The organism is Inmirania thermothiophila (assembly GCF_003751635.1).
GTDB classification, from domain to species: domain Bacteria; phylum Pseudomonadota; class Gammaproteobacteria; order DSM-100275; family DSM-100275; genus Inmirania; species Inmirania thermothiophila.
In genome coordinates, this window is the sequence record NZ_RJVI01000001.1 from 758,970 (window position 1) to 778,027 (window position 19,058).

Annotated in this window: 22 protein-coding genes; 21 read left to right on the forward strand and 1 reads right to left on the reverse strand. The window is 73.2% G+C overall.

Annotated features, from left to right (window positions below; genetic code table 11):
• Positions 1-10: 10 nt before the first annotated feature.
• The 12 genes from rplR (at position 11) to EDC57_RS03765 (ending at position 6,772) form a co-directional block, all read left to right on the forward strand.
• A complete protein-coding gene (rplR, locus tag EDC57_RS03710) occupies positions 11-364 on the forward strand; it encodes a 50S ribosomal protein L18 (protein ID WP_123400351.1) in 354 nt (117 codons plus the stop codon).
• 19 nt (positions 365-383) lie between these two features.
• Positions 384-887: a 30S ribosomal protein S5 gene (gene rpsE / locus EDC57_RS03715; protein ID WP_123400353.1), complete on the forward strand. Its 504-nt coding sequence runs from the start codon at positions 384-386 to the stop codon at positions 885-887.
• 5 nt (positions 888-892) lie between these two features.
• The gene (rpmD, locus tag EDC57_RS03720; RefSeq protein WP_123400906.1) at positions 893-1,081 is read left to right on the forward strand and encodes a 50S ribosomal protein L30; all 189 of its coding nucleotides are present in this window, start codon (positions 893-895) and stop codon (positions 1,079-1,081) included.
• A gap of 2 nt (positions 1,082-1,083) precedes the next feature.
• Positions 1,084-1,518: a 50S ribosomal protein L15 gene (rplO, locus tag EDC57_RS03725; RefSeq protein ID WP_123400355.1), complete on the forward strand. Its 435-nt coding sequence runs from the start codon at positions 1,084-1,086 to the stop codon at positions 1,516-1,518.
• Positions 1,519-1,522: 4 nt separating this feature from the next.
• Entirely contained in the window at positions 1,523-2,875 is a 1,353-nt protein-coding gene (secY, locus tag EDC57_RS03730; RefSeq protein ID WP_123400357.1) for a preprotein translocase subunit SecY, read from the forward strand.
• Between the two features lie 40 nt (positions 2,876-2,915).
• Positions 2,916-3,029, forward strand: a complete 114-nt coding sequence (gene rpmJ / locus EDC57_RS03735) for a 50S ribosomal protein L36 (protein ID WP_123400359.1) — start codon at positions 2,916-2,918, stop codon at positions 3,027-3,029.
• 84 nt (positions 3,030-3,113) lie between these two features.
• Positions 3,114-3,476, forward strand: a complete 363-nt coding sequence (rpsM, locus tag EDC57_RS03740) for a 30S ribosomal protein S13 (RefSeq protein WP_123400361.1) — start codon at positions 3,114-3,116, stop codon at positions 3,474-3,476.
• A 17-nt stretch (positions 3,477-3,493) separates the two neighbouring features.
• Positions 3,494-3,883 carry a 30S ribosomal protein S11 gene (gene rpsK, locus EDC57_RS03745; RefSeq protein WP_123400364.1) on the forward strand — a complete coding sequence of 130 codons (390 nt, stop codon included), beginning with the start codon at positions 3,494-3,496 and terminating at the stop codon, positions 3,881-3,883.
• Positions 3,884-3,898: 15 nt separating this feature from the next.
• The gene (gene rpsD / locus EDC57_RS03750) at positions 3,899-4,525 is read left to right on the forward strand and encodes a 30S ribosomal protein S4 (protein WP_123400366.1); all 627 of its coding nucleotides are present in this window, start codon (positions 3,899-3,901) and stop codon (positions 4,523-4,525) included.
• A gap of 40 nt (positions 4,526-4,565) precedes the next feature.
• Positions 4,566-5,582 (forward strand): DNA-directed RNA polymerase subunit alpha, encoded by a 1,017-nt coding sequence (locus EDC57_RS03755; protein WP_123400368.1) that lies wholly within the window; start codon positions 4,566-4,568, stop codon positions 5,580-5,582.
• Between the two features lie 19 nt (positions 5,583-5,601).
• Positions 5,602-5,982, forward strand: a complete 381-nt coding sequence (rplQ, locus tag EDC57_RS03760) for a 50S ribosomal protein L17 (protein WP_123400370.1) — start codon at positions 5,602-5,604, stop codon at positions 5,980-5,982.
• Positions 5,983-6,019: 37 nt separating this feature from the next.
• Entirely contained in the window at positions 6,020-6,772 is a 753-nt protein-coding gene (locus EDC57_RS03765; protein ID WP_245995112.1) for an SAM hydrolase/SAM-dependent halogenase family protein, read from the forward strand.
• A gap of 7 nt (positions 6,773-6,779) precedes the next feature.
• Here EDC57_RS03765 and uvrA read toward each other — a convergent pair whose 3' ends face one another.
• Positions 6,780-9,599 carry an excinuclease ABC subunit UvrA gene (uvrA, locus tag EDC57_RS03770; RefSeq protein WP_123400372.1) on the reverse strand — a complete coding sequence of 940 codons (2,820 nt, stop codon included), beginning with the start codon at positions 9,597-9,599 and terminating at the stop codon, positions 6,780-6,782.
• A 64-nt stretch (positions 9,600-9,663) separates the two neighbouring features.
• Here uvrA and EDC57_RS03775 point away from each other — a divergent pair, with 64 nt between their 5' ends.
• The 9 genes from EDC57_RS03775 (at position 9,664) to EDC57_RS12910 (ending at position 18,934) form a co-directional block, all read left to right on the forward strand.
• Positions 9,664-11,061, forward strand: a complete 1,398-nt coding sequence (locus EDC57_RS03775; RefSeq protein ID WP_245995113.1) for an MFS transporter — start codon at positions 9,664-9,666, stop codon at positions 11,059-11,061.
• Positions 11,062-11,099: 38 nt separating this feature from the next.
• Positions 11,100-11,537: a single-stranded DNA-binding protein gene (gene ssb, locus EDC57_RS03780; RefSeq protein ID WP_123400376.1), complete on the forward strand. Its 438-nt coding sequence runs from the start codon at positions 11,100-11,102 to the stop codon at positions 11,535-11,537.
• Between the two features lie 19 nt (positions 11,538-11,556).
• Positions 11,557-12,903, forward strand: coding sequence for a tRNA (N6-isopentenyl adenosine(37)-C2)-methylthiotransferase MiaB (gene miaB / locus EDC57_RS03785; protein ID WP_123400378.1), 1,347 nt, complete (start codon positions 11,557-11,559; stop codon positions 12,901-12,903).
• Between the two features lie 12 nt (positions 12,904-12,915).
• A complete protein-coding gene (locus EDC57_RS03790) occupies positions 12,916-13,896 on the forward strand; it encodes a PhoH family protein (RefSeq protein WP_123400380.1) in 981 nt (326 codons plus the stop codon).
• Positions 13,893-14,339, forward strand: coding sequence for an rRNA maturation RNase YbeY (ybeY, locus tag EDC57_RS03795; protein WP_123400382.1), 447 nt, complete (start codon positions 13,893-13,895; stop codon positions 14,337-14,339). Before EDC57_RS03790 ends, ybeY begins: the two co-directional genes overlap by 4 nt.
• Positions 14,336-15,196 carry a CorC family transporter gene (locus EDC57_RS03800; RefSeq protein WP_245995114.1) on the forward strand — a complete coding sequence of 287 codons (861 nt, stop codon included), beginning with the start codon at positions 14,336-14,338 and terminating at the stop codon, positions 15,194-15,196. The genes ybeY and EDC57_RS03800 overlap by 4 nt, the downstream gene beginning before the upstream one ends.
• Positions 15,197-16,681, forward strand: coding sequence for an apolipoprotein N-acyltransferase (lnt, locus tag EDC57_RS03805; protein ID WP_123400386.1), 1,485 nt, complete (start codon positions 15,197-15,199; stop codon positions 16,679-16,681).
• A 153-nt stretch (positions 16,682-16,834) separates the two neighbouring features.
• Positions 16,835-17,962, forward strand: coding sequence for a PEP-CTERM sorting domain-containing protein (locus tag EDC57_RS03810; protein ID WP_170165025.1), 1,128 nt, complete (start codon positions 16,835-16,837; stop codon positions 17,960-17,962).
• A 237-nt stretch (positions 17,963-18,199) separates the two neighbouring features.
• Positions 18,200-18,934 carry a vWA domain-containing protein gene (locus EDC57_RS12910; RefSeq protein ID WP_211331900.1) on the forward strand — a complete coding sequence of 245 codons (735 nt, stop codon included), beginning with the start codon at positions 18,200-18,202 and terminating at the stop codon, positions 18,932-18,934.
• Positions 18,935-19,058: the final 124 nt, after the last annotated feature.

A 19,058-nucleotide genomic window follows, 5' to 3' on the forward strand; every position in this document is an offset into this window, starting at 1 on the left:
GGTATTCGGGATGGACAAGAAGGCTGCTCGCATGCGCCGTGCGCGCCGCACCCGGATGAAGATCCGGGAGCTGGGCGTCTATCGGCTGACCGTCCATCGCACGCCGCGGCACATCTATGCCCAGGTGATCGCGCCCACGGGCGGGGAGGTGGTGGCCGCCGCCTCGACGCTGCAGAAGGAGGTGCGCGAGGGACTTGCCGGCACCGGCAACGTCGAGGCCGCCCGCGCGGTCGGGCGCGCGGTGGCCGAGCGGGCGAAGGCCAAGGGGATCACCCGGGTCGCCTTCGACCGCTCCGGCTTCAAGTACCACGGCCGGGTGAAGGCGCTGGCCGAGGCCGCGCGCGAGGCCGGCCTCGAGTTCTGAACACGGCGGGGAGCGCAAGATGGCGAGGACGGAGATGGAGCGCGACGACGGGCTGCGCGAGAAGCTGATCGCGATCAACCGCGTCGCCAAGGTGGTCAAGGGCGGGCGCCAGTTCGGCTTCACCGCGCTCACCGTGGTCGGCGACGGCGCCGGGCGCGTGGGCTTCGGCCTCGGCAAGGCGCGCGAGGTGCCGGTGGCGATCCAGAAGGCGATGGAGAAGGCGCGCCGCAACATGGTCACGGTGCGCCTCAACGGCACCACGCTGCAGCACCCGGTGGAGGCCGAGCACGGCGCCTCCAAGGTGTTCATGCAGCCGGCCTCGAAGGGTACCGGCATCATCGCCGGCGGCGCCATGCGCGCGGTGTTCGAGGTGCTCGGGGTGCAGGACGTGCTCGCCAAGAGCATCGGCTCGCGCAACCCCATCAACGTCGTGCGCGCCACGGTCAAGGGCCTCGCCGAGATGGTGGATCCCGAGTACGTGGCCGCCAAGCGGGGCAAGCCGGTCAAGGAGATCTTGGAGTGAGCGCCATGGCCGAGGGGAAGAAGCTTCGCGTCACCCTGGTGCGCAGCCGCTACGGGCGCATCCCCAAGCATCGGGCCTGCATCGCCGGGCTGGGGCTGCGGCGCATGCACCAGACGGTGGAGCTGGAGGACACCCCGGCGATCCGGGGCATGATCCGGAAGGTGGCCTACCTTCTCAAGGTGGAGGAGGTCTGACGATGCGACTGAACACCCTGCAGCCGGCCCCCGGGAGCCGCCCCGGGCGCAAGCGCGTCGGACGCGGCATCGGCTCGGGCTGGGGCAAGACCTGCGGCAAGGGCCACAAGGGGCAGAAGGCGCGCGCCGGCGGGCTCGGCAAGGTCGGGTTCGAGGGCGGCCAGATGCCGCTGCAGCGCCGCCTGCCGAAGGTGGGCTTCCGCTCGCGCAAGGCCCGCTACTGGGCCGAGGTGCGGCTCGCCGACCTCGCCCGCGTGGAGGGCGAGGTGGTGGATCTGGCGGCCCTGCGCAAGGCGCGGCTGGTGCCGGGGCGCACGAAGTGGGTCAAGGTCGTCGCCACCGGGGAGCTCGCCCGGCCGGTGACGGTCAAGGGGCTCGCGGTGACCCGCGGGGCGCGGGCCGCGATCGAGGCCGCGGGCGGCCGCATCGAGGACTGAGGCGATGGCGCGCGCCGGCAGCCGGGGGGCGGGTCTGGGCGATCTCGGGCGCATCACCGAGCTGCGCCAGCGCCTGCTCTTCGTCCTCGGCGCGCTCGTGGTCTACCGCATCGGCACCCACATCCCGGTGCCCGGGATCGACCCGCAGGCGCTGGCGGCGCTCTTCGACCAGCAGCGCGGCACCATCCTCGACATGTTCAACATGTTCTCCGGGGGGGCGCTGCAGCGGCTGACCATCTTCGCCCTCGGCGTCATGCCCTACATCTCGGCCTCCATCATCCTGCAGCTGCTCACGGTGGTGGTGCCGACGCTGGAGCGGCTCAAGAAGGAGGGCGAGGCCGGACGGCGCAAGATCACCCAGTACACCCGCTACGCCACCCTGGGGCTCGCCACGTTCCAGGCCATCGGGGTCGCGATTGCGTTGCAGAACCAGAGCGTCGGCGGCCAGTCCATCGTCATCAATCCGGGCTTCGGCTTCGTCTTCACCGCCACCATCAGCCTCGTCACCGGGACCATGTTCCTCATGTGGCTCGGCGAGCAGGTCACCGAGCGCGGGGTCGGCAACGGCATCTCCCTCATCATCTTCGCCGGCATCGTGGCGGGCCTGCCGCGCGCCATCGGCGGCACGCTGGAGCTCGGGCGCACCGGCGAGCTGGGGCCGGGCGCGATCCTGGCGCTGTTCGTGCTCGCGGTGGCGGTGACGGCCTTCGTGGTCTTCATGGAGCGGGCGCAGCGGCGCATCCCGGTCAACTACGCGCGGCGCCAGCAGGGGCGCAGGGTCTACGCCGGGCAGTCGAGCCACCTGCCGCTCAAGATCAACATGGCCGGCGTCATCCCGCCCATCTTCGCCTCCAGCATCATCCTCTTCCCGGCGACCCTGGGAAGCTGGTTCGGCAGCACCGAGGGCATGGGCTGGCTGCGCGACCTCAGCGCCACCCTCTCGCCCGGGCAGCCGCTCTACATCCTCGCCTACTCGGTGGCCATCATCTTCTTCTGCTTCTTCTACACCGCGCTCGTCTTCAACAGCAAGGAGACGGCGGAGAACCTCAAGAAGTCCGGCGCCTTCATCCCGGGCATCCGCCCGGGCCAGCAGACGGCCCGCTACATCGACGAGGTGATGACGCGGCTGACGCTGGTGGGGGCCCTCTACATCACCGCGGTGAGCCTGCTGCCGGAGTTCCTGATCCTCTACTGGAACGTGCCGTTCTACTTCGGCGGCACCTCGCTGCTCATCATCGTCGTGGTGGTGATGGACTTCATGGCCCAGGTGCAGGCCCACCTCGTCTCGCACCAGTACGACAGCCTCATGCGCAAGGCCAACCTCAAGGGCCACGGCCGCGCCGGCGTCGTGCGCTGAGGCGGGAACATCCCGTAGACATTCTCGAGGGGACAGAGCAATGAAGGTTCAGGCATCGGTGAAGCGGATCTGCCGCCACTGCAAGATCATCCGGCGCCACGGCAGCGTGCGGGTCATCTGCAAGGAAAAGCGGCACAAGCAGCGCCAGGGCTGAGCGCACGGTTGATTTGACGCCGCGGGCGCGCTACGATTCCGCGCTTTCCCGCGACCGGGGCGTTTCCCAGGGGGTAGGATTCCTATGGCACGAATCGCCGGTGTCAACATACCGGATCGCAAGCATACCGTCATCGCCTTGACCTACATCTACGGGATCGGGCGCACGCGGGCGCGCAGGATCTGCGAGGCCGCCGGGGTGCGGCCCGACGTCAAGGTGCGCGAGCTGACCGAGGAGGAGCTCGACCGCCTGCGCGCCGAGGTGGGCAAGTACCAGGTCGAGGGCGATCTGCGCCGGGAGGTGGCCATGAGCATCAAGCGGCTCATGGACCTCGGCTGCTACCGCGGCCTGCGCCACCGCCGCGGGCTGCCGGTGCGCGGCCAGCGCACGAGGACCAACGCGCGCACGCGGAAGGGGCCGCGGCGCGCCATCGGCGCCAAGCGCTGATCGGTTGGGAGAGGGACATGGCCAAGCCGAGCGGACGTACCCGCAAGAAGGTCAAGAAGAGCGTCGCCGACGCGATCGCGCACGTGCACGCCTCGTTCAACAACACCATCGTCACCATCACCGACCGCCAGGGCAACACGCTGACCTGGGCGTCGGCGGGGGCGGCGGGCTTCAAGGGCTCGCGCAAGAGCACGCCCTTCGCGGCGCAGACCGCGGCCGAGAAGGCGGGCAACGCGGCGCGCGAGTACGGCGTGCGCAACCTGGAGGTGCGCGTGCGCGGGCCGGGTCCCGGGCGCGAGAGCGCCGTGCGGGCGCTGAACGCGCTGGGCTTCCGCATCACCAGCATCGCCGACGTCACGCCGATCCCGCACAACGGGTGCCGGCCCCCAAAGAAGCGCCGCGTCTAGCAGCGGAGGACGGAAGTGGCCAAGTACATCGGACCGAAGTGCAGGCTCTGCCGCCGCGAGGGCGGCAAGCTCTTCCTCAAGGGGGAGAAGTGCTACACCAGCAAGTGCCCGGTGGAGAGCCGCAACTACCCGCCGGGCCAGCACGGCCAGCGGCGCGGCCGCCCCACCGACTACGCCCTGCAGCTGCGTGAGAAGCAGAAGCTGCGGCGTATCTACGGCGTCCTGGAGCGGCAGTTCCGCAACTACTACAAGGAGGCCTCGCGGCGCAAGGGCAACACCGGCGAGGCGCTGCTGCAGCTGCTCGAGCGCCGCCTCGACAACGTCGTCTATCGCATGGGGTTCGCGAGTTCGCGCGCCGAGGCGCGCCAGCTTGTGCGGCACAACGCCGTCAGCGTCAACGGCCGCAAGGTGAACATCCCCTCCTACCAGGTGCGGCCCAACGACGTGGTCGCGGTGCGCGAGGGGGCGCGCAACCAGATGCGCATCCGCGCCGCCATGGAGCTCGCGCAGCAGCGCGGGATCCCGGACTGGGTCGAGGTGGACGCCGACAAGCTCGAGGGCGTCTTCAAGGCCGTGCCGGAGCGGGCCGACCTGCCGCAGGACCTCAACGAGGCGCTGGTGGTCGAGCTCTACTCCAAGTAATGCCTGAGGCCGGCGGGCGCCGGCCGGGAGAGGAACACGCATGGCAGCTCTGGCAGAACTTCTCAAGCCGCGCACCGTGAGCGTGCAGGCCGTCGACGGGCGGCAGGCGCGGGTGGTCATCGAGCCCCTGGAGCGGGGCTTCGGTCACACCCTGGGCAATGCGCTGCGGCGCGTGCTGCTCTCGTCCATGCCCGGGGCGGCGGTGGTGGAGGCCGAGATCGAGGGCGTGCTCCACGAGTACACCACCATCGAGGGGGTGCAGGAGGACGTGCTCGAGATCCTGCTCAACCTCAAGCAGTTGGCCATCCGCATGCATGCACGCGACGAGGCGGTGCTGCGCCTGAGCAAGAAGGGTCCGGGGCCCGTCACCGCCGGCGACATCCAGCTCGACCACGACGTAGAGGTGGTCAATCCCGAGCTGGAGATCGCGCACCTGACCAAGGCCGGCGAGCTCAACATGACCCTCTACGTGGCGCGCGGGCGCGGCTACCAGCCGGCCACCGCCCGTCGGGGTGGCGAGGAGGAGGGGGACCGTCCCATCGGGCGGCTCCAGCTCGACGCCAGCTTCAGCCCGGTGCGGCGGGTGGCCTACCGGGTCGAGGCCGCGCGCGTGGAGCAACGCACCGATCTCGACCGCCTCGTCCTCGAGATCGAGACCAACGGCACCATCGACGCCGAGGAGGCGGTGCGGGAGGCGGCCCGGATCCTGCGCGATCAGCTGAGCGTCTTCGTGGCGCTGGAGGGCGGTGCGGCGGCCGCCGCCGAGAAGGCGAAGCCGCAGCCGCAGATCGACCCCATCCTCCTGCGCCCGGTGGACGATCTGGAGCTCACGGTGCGCTCGGCCAACTGCCTCAAGGCCGAGAACATCCGCTACATCGGCGACCTCATCCAGAAGACCGAGGTGGAGCTGCTCAAGACCCCGAACCTGGGCAAGAAGTCGCTCACCGAGATCAAGGACGTGCTGGCCTCCAAGGGACTCTCCCTGGGCATGAAGCTGGAGAACTGGCCGCCGCCGGGGCTGAAGCGCGACGACGAGACGGGCCCCGGCGGGGTGTGACGGAGGGGGAGATAGCGAGATGCGTCATCGCAAAGCCGGCCGGAAACTCAACCGCACGAGCAGCCATCGCAAGGCCATGTTCCGCAACATGGCGGCCTCGCTCCTGCGGCACGAGGTGATCCGCACCACCCTGCCCAAGGCGAAGGAGCTGCGGCGCGTGGCCGAGCCGCTCATCACCCTGGCCAAGCGCGACAGCGTCGCCAACCGCCGCCTGGCCTTCACGCGGCTGCGCGACCGCGAGGTGGTGACGAAGCTCTTCAACGAGCTGGGTCCCCGCTACCGGGAGCGCCCGGGCGGCTACCTGCGCATCCTCAAGTGCGGCTACCGCCCCGGCGACAGCGCGCCCATGGCCATCGTGGAGCTGGTGGACCGGCCCGTGGCCGAGGCCGCGGCCGACTGAGTCCGCCCGCCGCGGGCCGCAGGCGGGGCCGGGGCGCATGCTCCGGCCCCGCGCGCGTCAGGACCCCATGATCCTCCTCTTCACCGACTTCGGGCCCGGAGGGCCCTACACCGGGCAGGTGGAGGCGGTGCTCGCGCGCGAGGCCCCGGGCGTGGCGGCGGTGCGCATCATGGAGGACGCGCCGGCCATGCGCGCGGGTGCCGCGGCGGTCCTGCTGGCGGCGCTGGTGGAGACCGTGCCGCCGCCCGCGGTCTGGCTCTGCGTGGTGGACCCCGGGGTCGGCACGGCGCGGCGGGCGCTCGCGGTGCGGACGGCGGGGCGGTGGCTGGTGGGGCCGGACAACGGGCTCATGGAGCCTGCGGTGCGGCGGCTCGGCGGGGGGCGCTGGCACGAGATCCGCTGGCGCCCGTCGCGGCTCTCCGACACCTTCCACGGCCGCGACCTCTTCGCGCCGGCGGCGGCGCGGCTTGCGCGCGGCGCCCCGCTGGACATGGCCCCGGTGCCGGCCCCGGACCACGGCGTCGCCGACGAGCCCGCGGAGGTGATCTACGTCGATCCCTACGGCAACTGCGTCACCGGCCTGCGGGCGGGCGCGGTGGCGGGCGGCGCGGTGCTCGTGGCGGCGGGGCGGCGCCTGCGCCGGGCGCGCACCTTCGGCGAGGTGCCCCCGGGGGCCGCCTTCTGGTACGTGGACTCCATGGGGCTGGTGGAGATCGCGGTCCACGGCGGCTCGGCGGCGGCGCGGCTCGGGCTGCGGGTCGGCGACCCGGTGGCGGTGGAGCGGGCCTGAGGGCGCCTCAGGGGGCGGCGGCCGCGCCCGCCGCGAGCAGGGGGCGGAGGAAGCGGCCGGTGTGGGAGCGGGCGGCCTCGGCCACCGCCTCCGGCGGGCCGCACGCCACCACCTCGCCGCCGCCGGCCCCGCCCTCGGGGCCGAGGTCGATGATCCAGTCGGCGCGCTTGACCACGTCGAGCTGGTGCTCGATGACGAGCACGGTGTTGCCGTGCGCCACCAGCCGCTCCAGCACCTCCAACAGCCGCGCGATGTCGTCGAGATGCAGGCCGGTGGTGGGCTCGTCGAGGATGTAGAGGGTGCGGCCGGTGTCGCGGCGGGCCAGCTCGCGCGCGAGCTTGAGCCGCTGCGCCTCGCCCCCGGAGAGGGTGGTGGCGCTCTGGCCGAGGCGGAGGTAGCCGAGGCCGACTTCGAGAAGGACGTCGAGCCGGCGCGCGAGGGCGGGGATGTTGGCGAAGACCGCGCGGGCCTCCTCCACCGTCATCTCCAGCACATCGTGGATGCTGAGGCCCTTGTAGCGGATCTCGAGGGTCTCGCGGTCGTAGCGGCGCCCGCCGCAGACCTCGCAAGGGACGTAGACGTCGGGCAGGAAATGCATCTCCACCCGCACCAGCCCGTCGCCCTGGCAGGCCTCGCAGCGCCCGCCGCGGACGTTGAAGCTGAAGCGGCCGGGGCCGTAGCCGCGGGCGCGTGCCTCGGGGGTGGCGGCGAAGAGCTCGCGGATCGGCGCGAACAGCCCCGCGTAGGTGGCGGGGTTGGAGCGCGGGGTGCGCCCGATGGGGCCCTGGTCGATCTCGATCAGGCGGTCCAGGTGCTCGAGCCCCTCGATGGTGTCGAAGGGCTCGGGGTCGGGGCCGGCGGCGCCGTTGAGCACGCGCGCGGCGTGGCGGGCGAGGGTGTCGTGGACGAGGGTGGACTTGCCCGAGCCCGAGACCCCGGTGACGCAGACCAGCAGGCCCAGGGGGATGTCCACGTCGATGCCGCGCAGGTTGTGGCCGCGGGCGCCGCGGATGCGCAGCCGGCGCCCGTCGGGGGTGCGCCGCCGCGCCGGCACCGGGATCGCGCGCCGTCCGGAGAGATAGGCCCCGGTGAGCGAGTCCGGGTTGCGCGCGAGGGCCTGGGGCGGCCCCTCGGCGATGACCCGCCCGCCGTGCACCCCCGCCCCCGGGCCCATGTCCACCACGTGGTCGGCGGCGCGGATGGTGGCCTCGTCGTGCTCCACCACGATCACCGTGTTGCCGAGGTCGCGCAGCCGGCACAGGGTCCCGAGCAGGCGCGCGTGGTCGCGGGGGTGCAGCCCGATGGAGGGCTCGTCCAGGACATAGGTCACGCCCACGAGGCCGGCGCCGATCTGGCCGGCGAGGCGGATGCGCTGGGCCTCGCCGCCGGAGAGGGTGTCGGTGGGGCGGTCGAGGGTGAGGTAGCCGAGGCCGACGTCGACGAGAAAGCCCAGCCGGCGCTCGATCTCGCGCAGGATCGGTGCAGCGACCGCGGCCCGCCGGCCGGACAGGGCGAGGCCCCGGCACCAGGCGAGGGCCTCGGCGACCGGCAGCGCCGCGACCTCGGGCAGCGTCCGCCCGGCCACCTCCACGGCGCGGGCGGCGGCGTTGAGGCGGGTGCCGCCGCAGGCCCGGCACGGGCGCTCGCTGCGGTAGCGGCCGAGCTCCTCGCGCACCACCGGCGAGGCGGTCTCGCGGTAGCGCCGCTCGAGGTTGGGGATGACGCCCTCGAAGGGGCGGCGCTCCTCGCGCAGGCGTCCGTCGGGTCCGCGCCGGCGCACGGGCACCGCCTCGGCGCCGCTGCCCCACAGCAGCACGTCGCGGACCCGCGCCGGAAGCGCGGCGAAGGGGGTCTCGGGGTCGAAGCCGTAGTGCGCGGCGAGGGCCTGGATGAGCTCGAAGTAGTGGGCGTTGCGGCAATCCCAGCCGCGGATCGCGCCGGAGGCGAGGCTGCGGGCGGGGTCGGTCACCACCTTCGCCGGATCGAAGAAGGTCTCGCTGCCGAGGCCACCGCAGGCGGGGCAGGCCCCCGCGGGGTTGTTGAAGGAGAAGAGCCGCGGCTCCAGGGGGGGGACGGTGAAGTCGCAGCGGGGGCAGGCGTGGCGGGCAGCGAGCAGGATCGGTTCGCCGCCGTCGTGGGGCGCGACGCGCACGATCCCCTCGCCGAGGGCGAGGGCGGTCTCCAGGGAGTCGGCGAGGCGGCTTCGCAGCCCCGCGCGGATGCGGAAGCGGTCCACCACCACCTCGATCTCCGCCCCCGCCGCCGCCTCGGCCTCCTCCAGCTCGCGCAGCGCGCCGTCGACGCGCACGCGCACGAAGCCCTCCCGGCGCAGCCGCTCGAGGGCGGCCGCGGGGTCCTCGCCGCGCAGCGGTGCGAGCAGCATCCAGCGGCTGCCCTCGGGCAGGGCGAGGATGCGGTCCACCATCTGGCTCACCGTCCAGGCCTCGAGGGCGAGCCCGTGCTCGGGGCAGTGCGGTGTGCCGGCGCGGGCGTAGAGCAGGCGCAGGTGGTCGTGGATCTCGGTGACGGTGCCCACGGTGGAGCGGGGGTTGCGCGCGGGGCTGTGCTGGCCGATGGCGATGGCGGGTGAGAGCCCCTCGATGGCGTCCACGTCGGGCTTGTCCATCACCGCCAGGAACTGGCGCGCGTAGGTGGAGAGCGACTCCACGTAGCGGCGCTGGCCCTCGGCGTAGAGGGTGTCGAAGGCGAGGGACGACTTGCCCGAGCCCGACGGGCCGGTGATCACCACCAGGCGGCCGCGCGGAAGCTCGAGGTCGATGTCCTTGAGGTTGTGGGTGCGGGCGCCGCGGATGCGGATCACGTCCATGGGCGTGCTGCCCCCGTGGGATGCCCGAGCGGGCGAATCTGCTACTATACGGCGGCTTTCCGCCATGAGCCAACGCAACCCACAGACGGTCCCGGACGCCGGCATGACCCCCGGCGAGCGCCGCGCCACCGCCGCGGTGGCGCTGGTCTTCGGCCTGCGCATGGCGGGGCTGTTCATGATCCTGCCCGTGTTCGCCCTCTACGCCGGGCACCTGGAGGGGGTCACGCCGACCCTGGTGGGGGTGGCCATCGGCGCCTACGGGCTCACCCAGGCGCTGCTGCAGATCCCCTTCGGGCTGCTCTCGGACCGCCTCGGGCGCAAGCGCGTGATCACGGCGGGGCTCGTGGTCTTCGCCGCGGGCAGCGTGGTCGCGGCCACCGCCGACGGGATCTGGGGCGTGATCCTGGGCCGCGCCCTGCAGGGTGCGGGCGCCGTCGCGGCGGCGCTGATGGCGCTGCTCGCGGACCTGACCCGGGACGAGCAGCGCACCAAGGCCATGGCCGGGGTCGGGATGAGCATCGGCCTCTCCTTCGCCCTGGCCATGGTGGCGGGGCCGCCGCTTGCGGCCTGGATCGGCGTTCCCGGCATCTTCTGGCTCACCGGCGTGCTCGCCCTCCTCGGCATCGCCGTCATCCACGGCGTGGTCCCGGACCCGGCGCGCTCGAGCCGCCACCGCGACACCGAGCCGGTGCCGGGCGAGCTCGTCCGGGTGCTGGCGCAGCCGGAGCTGCTGCGCCTGGATCTCGGCATCTTCGCCCTGCACGCGGTGCTCACGGCGACCTTCGTCGCGCTGCCTCCGCTGCTGCGGTCGGAGGCCGGGCTTGCGCCTGCGGCCCACGGCTGGCTCTACCTCGGGGCCATGGCCGCGGGGGTCGCGGGCATGGTGCCGCTGGTGATCCTCGCCGAGCGGCGCGGCCGCATGCGGGCGGTCTTCCTCGGCGCCATCGTCCTGCTGGCCCTGGCCGAGCTCCTCCTCTGGGCGGGGCACGGGCGGCTCGTCCCCGCGGCCCTCGCCCTGGCGGTCTTCTTCTGGGGCTTCAACGTCCTCGAGGCGACCCTGCCGTCGCTGGTCTCGCGCACGGTGCGCCCCGACGGCAAGGGCACCGCGATGGGGGTCTACTCCAGCAGCCAGTTCCTGGGGGCCTTCGTGGGCGGTGCCCTGGGCGGGTGGGTGAGCGGCCGCTTCGGCCTGCCGGCGGTGTTCCTCGCCGCCCTCGGGCTGCTGGTCCTGTGGTTGGCGGCCGCGCTGGGGATGCGGCCCCCGCCGGCGCGGCGCAGCGTGCTGGTGCCGGTGGGCCGGCTCGAGGCCGACGAGGCGGCGCTGCTCGCGACGCGGCTTGCGGCCCTGCCCGGGGTGGTGGAGGCGGTGGTGGTGGCCGAGGAGGAACTCGCCTATCTCAAGGTGGACCCCGCCCGCTTCGACCCGGCCTCGGTGCGTGAATTTTCGGTGGCCGCGGCGTAAACTTCCCCCTTGTCCTTCCAGGGAGCGAGGCCCAGCGCATGGCCAGAGGCGTCAACAAGGTCATCCTCATCGGCAACCTCGGCGCCGACCCCGAGGTGCGCTACATGCCGAGCGGCGGCGCGGTCGCCAACGTGCGCCTGGCCACCACCGACAGCTGGCGCGACCGCCAGACCGGGGAGCAGCAGGAGCACACGGAGTGGCACAACGTCGTCTTCTTCGGCAAGCTCGCCGAGATCGCCGGCGAGTACCTGCGCAAGGGGGCCAAGATCTACGTGGAGGGACGGCTGCGCACCCGCAAGTGGCAGGACCGCGAGGGGCGGGACCGCTACACCACCGAGATCGTCGCCAACGAGATGCAGATGCTCGACTCGCGCGGCGGCGGCAGCGCCGGCTTCGACCGTCCTGAGGCGGAGCCTGCCGGGCGCGCCGCGCCGGCGGCCGACGACGGCGACCTCGACGACGACATCCCCTTCTGAGCCCCGCCGCGTGCGCCCCATGGGCAAGGTCTACATCCGGACCTTCGGCTGCCAGATGAACGAGTACGACTCGGCCCGCATGGCCGATCTGCTCGCCGCCGCGCACGGGCTCGAGCGCACCGAGCGGCCGGAGGAGGCCGACGTGCTGATCCTCAACACCTGCTCCGTGCGCGAGAAGGCGCAGGAGAAGGTCTTCTCGCAGCTCGGCCAGTGGCGCGCCCTCAAGGCCGCCCGCCCGGAGGTGGTGATCGGGGTCGGCGGCTGCGTCGCAAGCCAGGAGGGCGAGGCGATCCGCACCCGCGCCCCCTACGTGGACGTGGTCTTCGGGCCGCAGACCCTGCACCGCCTGCCGCAGATGATCGAGGCGGCGCGCCGGCAGCGGCGGGCGGCGGTGGACGTCTCCTTCCCCGAGATCGAGAAGTTCGACCGCCTGCCGGCGCCGCGCGCCGAGGGGCCGACGGCCTACGTCTCGGTGATGGAGGGCTGCAGCAAGTACTGCACCTACTGCGTCGTCCCCTACACCCGCGGCGACGAGGTCAGCCGCCCCTTCGAGGACGTGCTGGCCGAAGTGCGGGCCCTCGCCGCCCAGGGCGTGCGGGAGGTGACCCTGCTCGGGCAGAACGTCAACGCCTACCGCGGCCCCCGCGCCGACGGCGGCGAGGCCGACCTGGCGATGCTCGTCGCCGCGGTGGCGGCGGTGGACGGCATCGGCCGCATCCGCTTCACCACCTCGCATCCGGTGGAGCTCGACGAGAACCTGATCGAGGCCTTCGCCACCGTCCCGGAGCTGGTCTCGCACCTGCACCTGCCGGTGCAGAGCGGCTCGGACCGGGTGCTCGCGCGCATGAAGCGCGGCCACACCGTGGCCGAGTATCTCGAGAAGGTGCGCCGCCTGCGCGAGGCCCGCCCCGGCCTCACCCTCTCCACCGACCTCATCGTCGGCTTCCCCGGCGAGACCGAGGCCGACTTCGAGGCCACCCTGCGGCTGGTGGACGAGGTGGGCTTCGACCATTCCTTCAGCTTCATGTACAGCCCGCGGCCGGGGACCCCCGCCGCGGCCTATCCCGACCAGGTCCCGGACGAGGTCAAGCGCGCGCGGCTGGCGCGGCTGCAGGCGAGGCTGCGCGCGAGCGAGCAGGCCATCGCCGCGGCCATGGTGGGGACGGTGCAGCGGGTGCTGGCCGAGCGCCCCGCCCGGCGCGGCACGGGGGAGCTCGCCGGGCGCACGGAGAACAACCGCGTCGTCAACTTCCCCGCCCCCTCGTCGCTGATCGGCCGCTTCGTCGAGGTGCGCATCACCGAGGCCCTGCCCAACTCCCTGCGCGGGGTGCTCGCGCACGGCGGCGAGGCGGCCGGCTGGAACTGATCCTTCGAGCCCTTGAGCGCGCGTCCGCAATCCCTCAGCGTCGTCCTCGAGCCCGCCGACAACCGCCGACTCGCCAACCTGTGCGGGCAGTTCGACGAGCACCTGCGCCAGGTGGAGCGCCGCCTCGGCGTCGAGATCAACAACCGCGGCAACCACTTCCAGGTGATCGGCGAGGGCACGGCCGCGGCCACCGCGGTGGAGGTCCTGCGCCGGCTCTACGCCGCCGCGGCCGAGGAGGCGCTCACGCCCATGCGCGTCCACCTCGCCCTGCAGCAGGCGGGGGCGGGCGAGGGGGAGGAGGCGCCGGCGGCCGACGGCGAGGAGGTGGTGATCCGCACCCGGCGCGCCCTCATCCGCGCCCGCGGCCCCAACCAGCGCCGCTACCTGCGCGCCATCGCCGAGCACGACCTCAACTTCGGCATCGGCCCCGCCGGCACGGGCAAGACCTACCTCGCGGTGGCGAGCGCGGTGGCGGCGCTGGAGAGCGAGCAGGTGCGGCGGCTGGTGCTGGTGCGCCCGGCGGTGGAGGCGGGCGAGCGGCTCGGCTTCCTGCCCGGCGACCTGGTGCAGAAGGTGGACCCCTATCTGCGCCCGCTCTACGACGCCCTCTACGAGATGCTGGGCTTCGAGCGCGTGGCGCGGCTGCTCGAGCGCAACGTCATCGAGGTGGCGCCGCTCGCGTACATGCGCGGGCGCACCCTCAACGAGTCGTTCATCATCCTCGACGAGGCGCAGAACACCACCGTCGAGCAGATGAAGATGTTCCTCACCCGCATCGGCTTCGGCTCCCGCGCGGTGGTCACCGGAGACGTCACCCAGATCGACCTGCCGCGGCCGGAGCTGTCGGGGCTGCGCCAGGTCATCGAGGTGCTGCGCGACGTCGAGGGCATCCGCTTCACCTTCTTCACCTCCCGCGACGTCGTGCGCCACCCCCTGGTGCAGCGCATCGTCGCCGCCTACGAGCGGGCCGAGCGCGGAGGCGGGCGGGAATGAGCGTGGAGATCGTCATCCAGCGGGCCGCCCCCGGCGGACCCGGCGACGAGGCGCTGCGGGCGTGGGCGCAGGCGGCGCTGGCGGGCCGGGAGGCCGAGGGCGAGCTGGTGATCCGCATCGTCGACGAGGCCGAGGGCGCCGAGCTCAACCGCGCCTGGCGCGGCAAGGACGGCCCCACCAACGTGCTCAGCTTCCCCCACGCGCCGGGGACGGGGCTGCTCGGCGACATCGTCCTCTGCGCCCCGGTGGCCGCGCGCGAGGCCGCCGAGCAGGGCAAGCCGGAGGCGGCGCACTGGGCGCACCTGGTGGTGCACGGGGTGCTGCACGTCCTCGGCCACGACCACCAGGAGGAGGCGGAGGCGGCGCGGATGGAGGGGCTCGAGCGCGAGATCCTCGGCCGCCTCGGGTTCCCGGACCCCTATGCGGAGGAGGCGGGGGCGTGAGCGAGGAGCGGTCCGGCGACGGGGCGTCGCAACGATCCTGGATCGAGCGGTTGGGGCAGATGCTCGCCGGCGCGCCGCGCGACCGCGAGGAGCTGGTGGAGGTGCTCCGCGCGGCCCAGCGCCGCGGCCTGATGGACGCCGACGCCCTGGCCATGATCGAGGGCGTGCTCGCGGTCTCCGACATGCGCGTGCGCGACATCATGATCCCGCGCGCGCAGATGGCGGTGGTGGAGCGTGACGCCCCCTTCCACGAGATCCTCGCCCACGTCGTCGCCTCGGGCCACTCGCGCTTCCCCGTCATCGGCGAGAGCCGCGACGAGGTGGTGGGCATCCTCCTGGCCAAGGACCTGCTCGCCTACTGCCCCGCGGGGGGCGGATCCTTCGACATCCGCGAGGTCCTGCGGCCGGCGGTGTTCATCCCCGAGAGCAAGCGCCTCAACGTGCTCCTGAAGGAATTCCGCACCAGCCGCAACCACCTCGCGGTGGTGGTGGACGAGTACGGCGGTGTGGCCGGCATGGTCACCATCGAGGACGTGCTCGAGCAGATCGTGGGCGAGATCGAGGACGAGCACGACGTCGCCGAGGAGGGCCACATCCGCGCCCTCGACGACGGCACCTTCATGGTCAAGGCGGTCACCCCCATCGAGGACTTCAACGAGCGCTTCGGCGCCCGCCTCGACGACGAGACCTTCGACACCGTGGGCGGGCTGGTGCTGCACGGCCTCGGCCACGTGCCGCGCCCGGGCGAGGTCTACGAGACCGAGGGCTTCCGCTTCCGCGTCGTGCGCGCCGACAGCCGCCGTGTCCACCTCCTGCAGGTGACGCCGCCCGCCCCCGCCGGCGGCGCGGAGGGCTGAGTGGCGGCGGCCCGGGGGCGCGCCCGCGCCGCCGATCTCGCCGCCCTCGCCGCCGGCGCCGTCTTCCCCGCCGGGTTCGCGCCGCTGGCGTGGTGGCCGCTGGCGATCCTGGCGCCGGCGGCGCTGGCGCAGCTCGCGCGCGGCGCCACCCCCGGGCGCGCCCTGCTGCGGGGCTGGCTCTTCGGCCTCGGCGCCTTCGGCGTCGGCGTCTCCTGGGTCTGGATCAGCATCGCCCGCTACGGCAACACCGGGGCCGCCACCGCGTGGGCCGCCACCGCCGCCTTCGTCGCCCTCCTCGCCCTCTTCCCGGCGCTGACGGCGGGGCTGTGGCGGCGGCTCGCGCCCGCGGGGGGGGTGCGCGCGGGGCTCGCCTTCGCCGCCCTGTGGGCCCTCGCCGAATGGGTCCGGGCGCGGCTGTGGGCCGGCTTTCCCTGGCTCGAGGTGGGGGTGGCGCAGGTGGACGGCCCCCTCGGGGGCTGGCTTGCCGTGCTCGGCCCCTACGGCACGGGGGGCGTGGCCCTGGCCGGGGCGGCGGTGTTCGCGGCGGGTGTCAAGAAATCCGACAGGTGGGCGGGGGCGGCCCTGCTGGCCGCGGCGGTGGCGGGCGGGGCGGTCCTCGGGGCGGTGCCGTGGACACGGCCTGCGGGGCCGGCGCGCAGCGTCGCCGTCGTGCAGGGCAACATCGCCCAGGACGTCAAGTGGGCGCCGGAGGCGGTGCTGCCGACCCTGGAGCGCTACCTGGGCATGAGCCGTCCGCTCTGGGGCACCGACCTGGTGGTCTGGCCCGAGACCGCGGTGCCGCTCTTCCTGGACGAGGTGGAGGCCGGGTTCCTGGACGCCCTCGCCGCCGAGGCGGGCGCCGCCGGCACCACCCTGGTCACCGGCATCCCCCTGCGCGACGCCCCCGGCGGGCCCTACTACAACGGGGTCGTGGTCGCGGGGGGCGGGGCCGGGGCGGTCTACCGCAAGCGCCATCTGGTGCCCTTCGGCGAGTACTATCCGGGGCGGGCCTGGCTCGGGGGGCTGTTCCGCATCCTCGACGTGCCCATGTCCGACTTCGCCCCCGGCCCCCCCGACCCCGCGCCGGTGGCGGCGGCGGGGATGCGCCTGGGGATCACCATCTGCTACGAGATCGCCTTTCCGGCCCTGGTCCACGGCGACGGCGGCGCGGCGCTGCTGGTCAACGTCAGCAACGACGCCTGGTTCGGCGACTCGCTGGCCCCCCACCAGCACCTGCAGATCGCCCGCGCCCGCGCCCGCGAGGCCGGCCGCTACCTGGTGCGCGCCACCAACACCGGCGTCTCCGCCGTCATCGGTCCGGACGGGCGCGTGCTCGCCCGCGGCCCGCAGTTCGCCCCCGCCGTGGTGCGGGCCGCGGTGCGGCCCATGGCCGGGCGCGGGCCCTATGCGCGGCTGGGCGACGGGCCGGCGCTGGCCGGCCTCCTGGGGCTGGTGGCGGCCGCCGCCGCCCGCAGGCGCCGCTGAGGGCGGGCCCGCCGAGCCCCTGCGCGGTGTCAGTTTTTTTTACAGCGCGCCCGGGGATTTCCTGAACGATCCTGGAAAAACAAAGGGTTGCGTGCCTGGCATGCCGCGTGCATGGACTGCCGTGGAGTCCACGCAGGCAAAGGAGGAGTCGCCATGAGAGGCGGAACACGATTGGGCCTGGCCGCGGCCCTGGCCTTCGGCGGGTGGGGTCTCGCCCACGCCGCCGCCATCGCACCGGCGAGCTACACGGACACCCTCGCGGTGGGTGAGACGGTGGTGGTGAGCAAGACGGTGACCACCGACCCGACCCTGGATTTCGTCGACTTCTACTTCCTCGCCGACAACACCGGCAGCATGGGCACCGTCATCGGCAACGTGCAGAGCGTGGCGACGAGCCTGCTCGGCTCCCTCAGCACCACCTACAGCAACGCCGCCTTCGGCGTCGGGCGCTACTTCGGCGACCCCAGCGAGGGGGTCGGGTTCGACAACGCCTACGACGTCCTCCAGCCCATCACCACCAGCACCACCGCGGCCACCACCGCCATGGGGAACTGGATCGCGTTCGGCGGCGGCGACGCCGCGGAGGCGAACCTCTACGCCCTCCACCAGGCGGCCACCGACGGCGCCGATACCGCAGGGCCCGGGACCGGCAGCGGCGAGGCCACCGGCTGGCGTGCCGGGGCGCAGAAGGTGATCCTGTGGTTCGGCGATATCTTCGGCCACCAGGACACGGTGACCCTCGCCGATGCCATCGCCACCCTGACCGGCGAGGGCGTGATCGTGGTCGGCTTCAACAGCACCGCTGCGGGGACCGGCATCGACGGGTCGTTCGCGGACGGTACCGGCGATGGGCGGAACCAGGCCTCGGCCATCACCACGGCCACGGGGGGCGCGCTGGTCAACGACTTCGTCTCGGTGCCGACCGGGGATCTCGTCAGCACCATCGTCAGCGCCGTGGGGACGGCCACCGCCACCTTCGACCTCTCGCTCTTCGTCTCCGGCGGTGACACCTCCGGCCTCAACGTCAGCTTCGCCTGCACCGACCCGGCGGGCTGCGACGACGTGACCGGCGGCGAGTCGCGCACCTTCTCCATGACCATCACCGGCCTCGTTCCCGGGACCTACGACTTCACCGTCGGCGTGACCGGTTTCAGCAGCATCAGCGAGGACGACCACATCACCGTCACCGGCGGGCCCACGACGGTTCCGGAGCCCGCGAGCCTGCTGCTGCTCGGCGCCGGTCTCGCCGGGCTCGGCTTCGCCCGCCGCCGCGCCGCCTGAACCGGCCGCAAGGCGAGACCCAGGGCCCGCCCCGGCGGGCCCTTCTCGTGCCTGCCGCGCGCGGGTGTCGGGTTTCTTTACAGCCGCCCCTCGCAGGGTGCTGCGGGATCTGCGCAAGGGCCGGATTTCCCGGATCTTTTTTCGTGTGGCACGGGGCGTGCATGGACTTGGGTGTCCACCCTGTCCCGTCGGGAGCGGGGTCTCGGACGGGCCACCCACCCACAGGAGGAAGGAAGCATGAACAGGAAACACTGGGCCAAGGGGATCGCGCTGGCGGCGCTGGCGGCCCTGGGCATGGGCAGCGCCCGGGCCGTGCCCATCAACGTCGCCCTGGGCATCGTCATCGACGGCTCCGGGAGCATCTCGGCGACCGACTTCGCGACCCAGAAGTCGGCCTATGCCGCGGTCCTGGGCGATCCCACCATCGTCCCGGCCGACGGCAGCGTGGTCATCAACCTCGTGCAGTTCTCGAGCTCTGCCCAGCTCGAGCAGACCGCGATCCGGATCTCCAGCGAGGCCGACCGCACCACGGTGCTGAACGCCGTCAACGGGATGTCCCAGCTCGGCGGCTTGACCAACATCGGCGGCGGCATCGATCTCGCGGTGTCGGACCTCGATGCGTTCCTTGCCGGGATCGGCGCGAGCGAGTTCAGCGCGGACTTTCGCAAGCTGATCGACGTCTCCACCGACGGCTTCCACAACACCGGCACGGATCCCGCCACCGCCACCGCCGCCGCCATCGCCGCAGGCTACCAGGCGGTGAACTGCCTCGGCATCGGCGCCGGCGCGGACTGCTCGTGGAACGACGGCAACGGCACCGACTTCGCCGCCACCACGTTCGGCGACCTGCAGCCGGTGCTGGAGCGCAAGCTGCGCTTCGAGATCACCGGCGAGCTGCCGGAGCCCGCGAGCCTGCTGCTGCTCGGCGCCGGTCTCGCCGGGCTCGGCTTCGCCCGCCGCCGCGCCGCCTGAACCCGGCCGCAAGGCGAGACCCAGGGCCCGCCCCGGCGGGCCCTTCTCGTGCCTGCGCGCCGGGCCTCGCCGAGCCGGGCCGGCTGCGGTATCCTTCCGCCTCTTCAAGGGCTTGCGAGGGGAG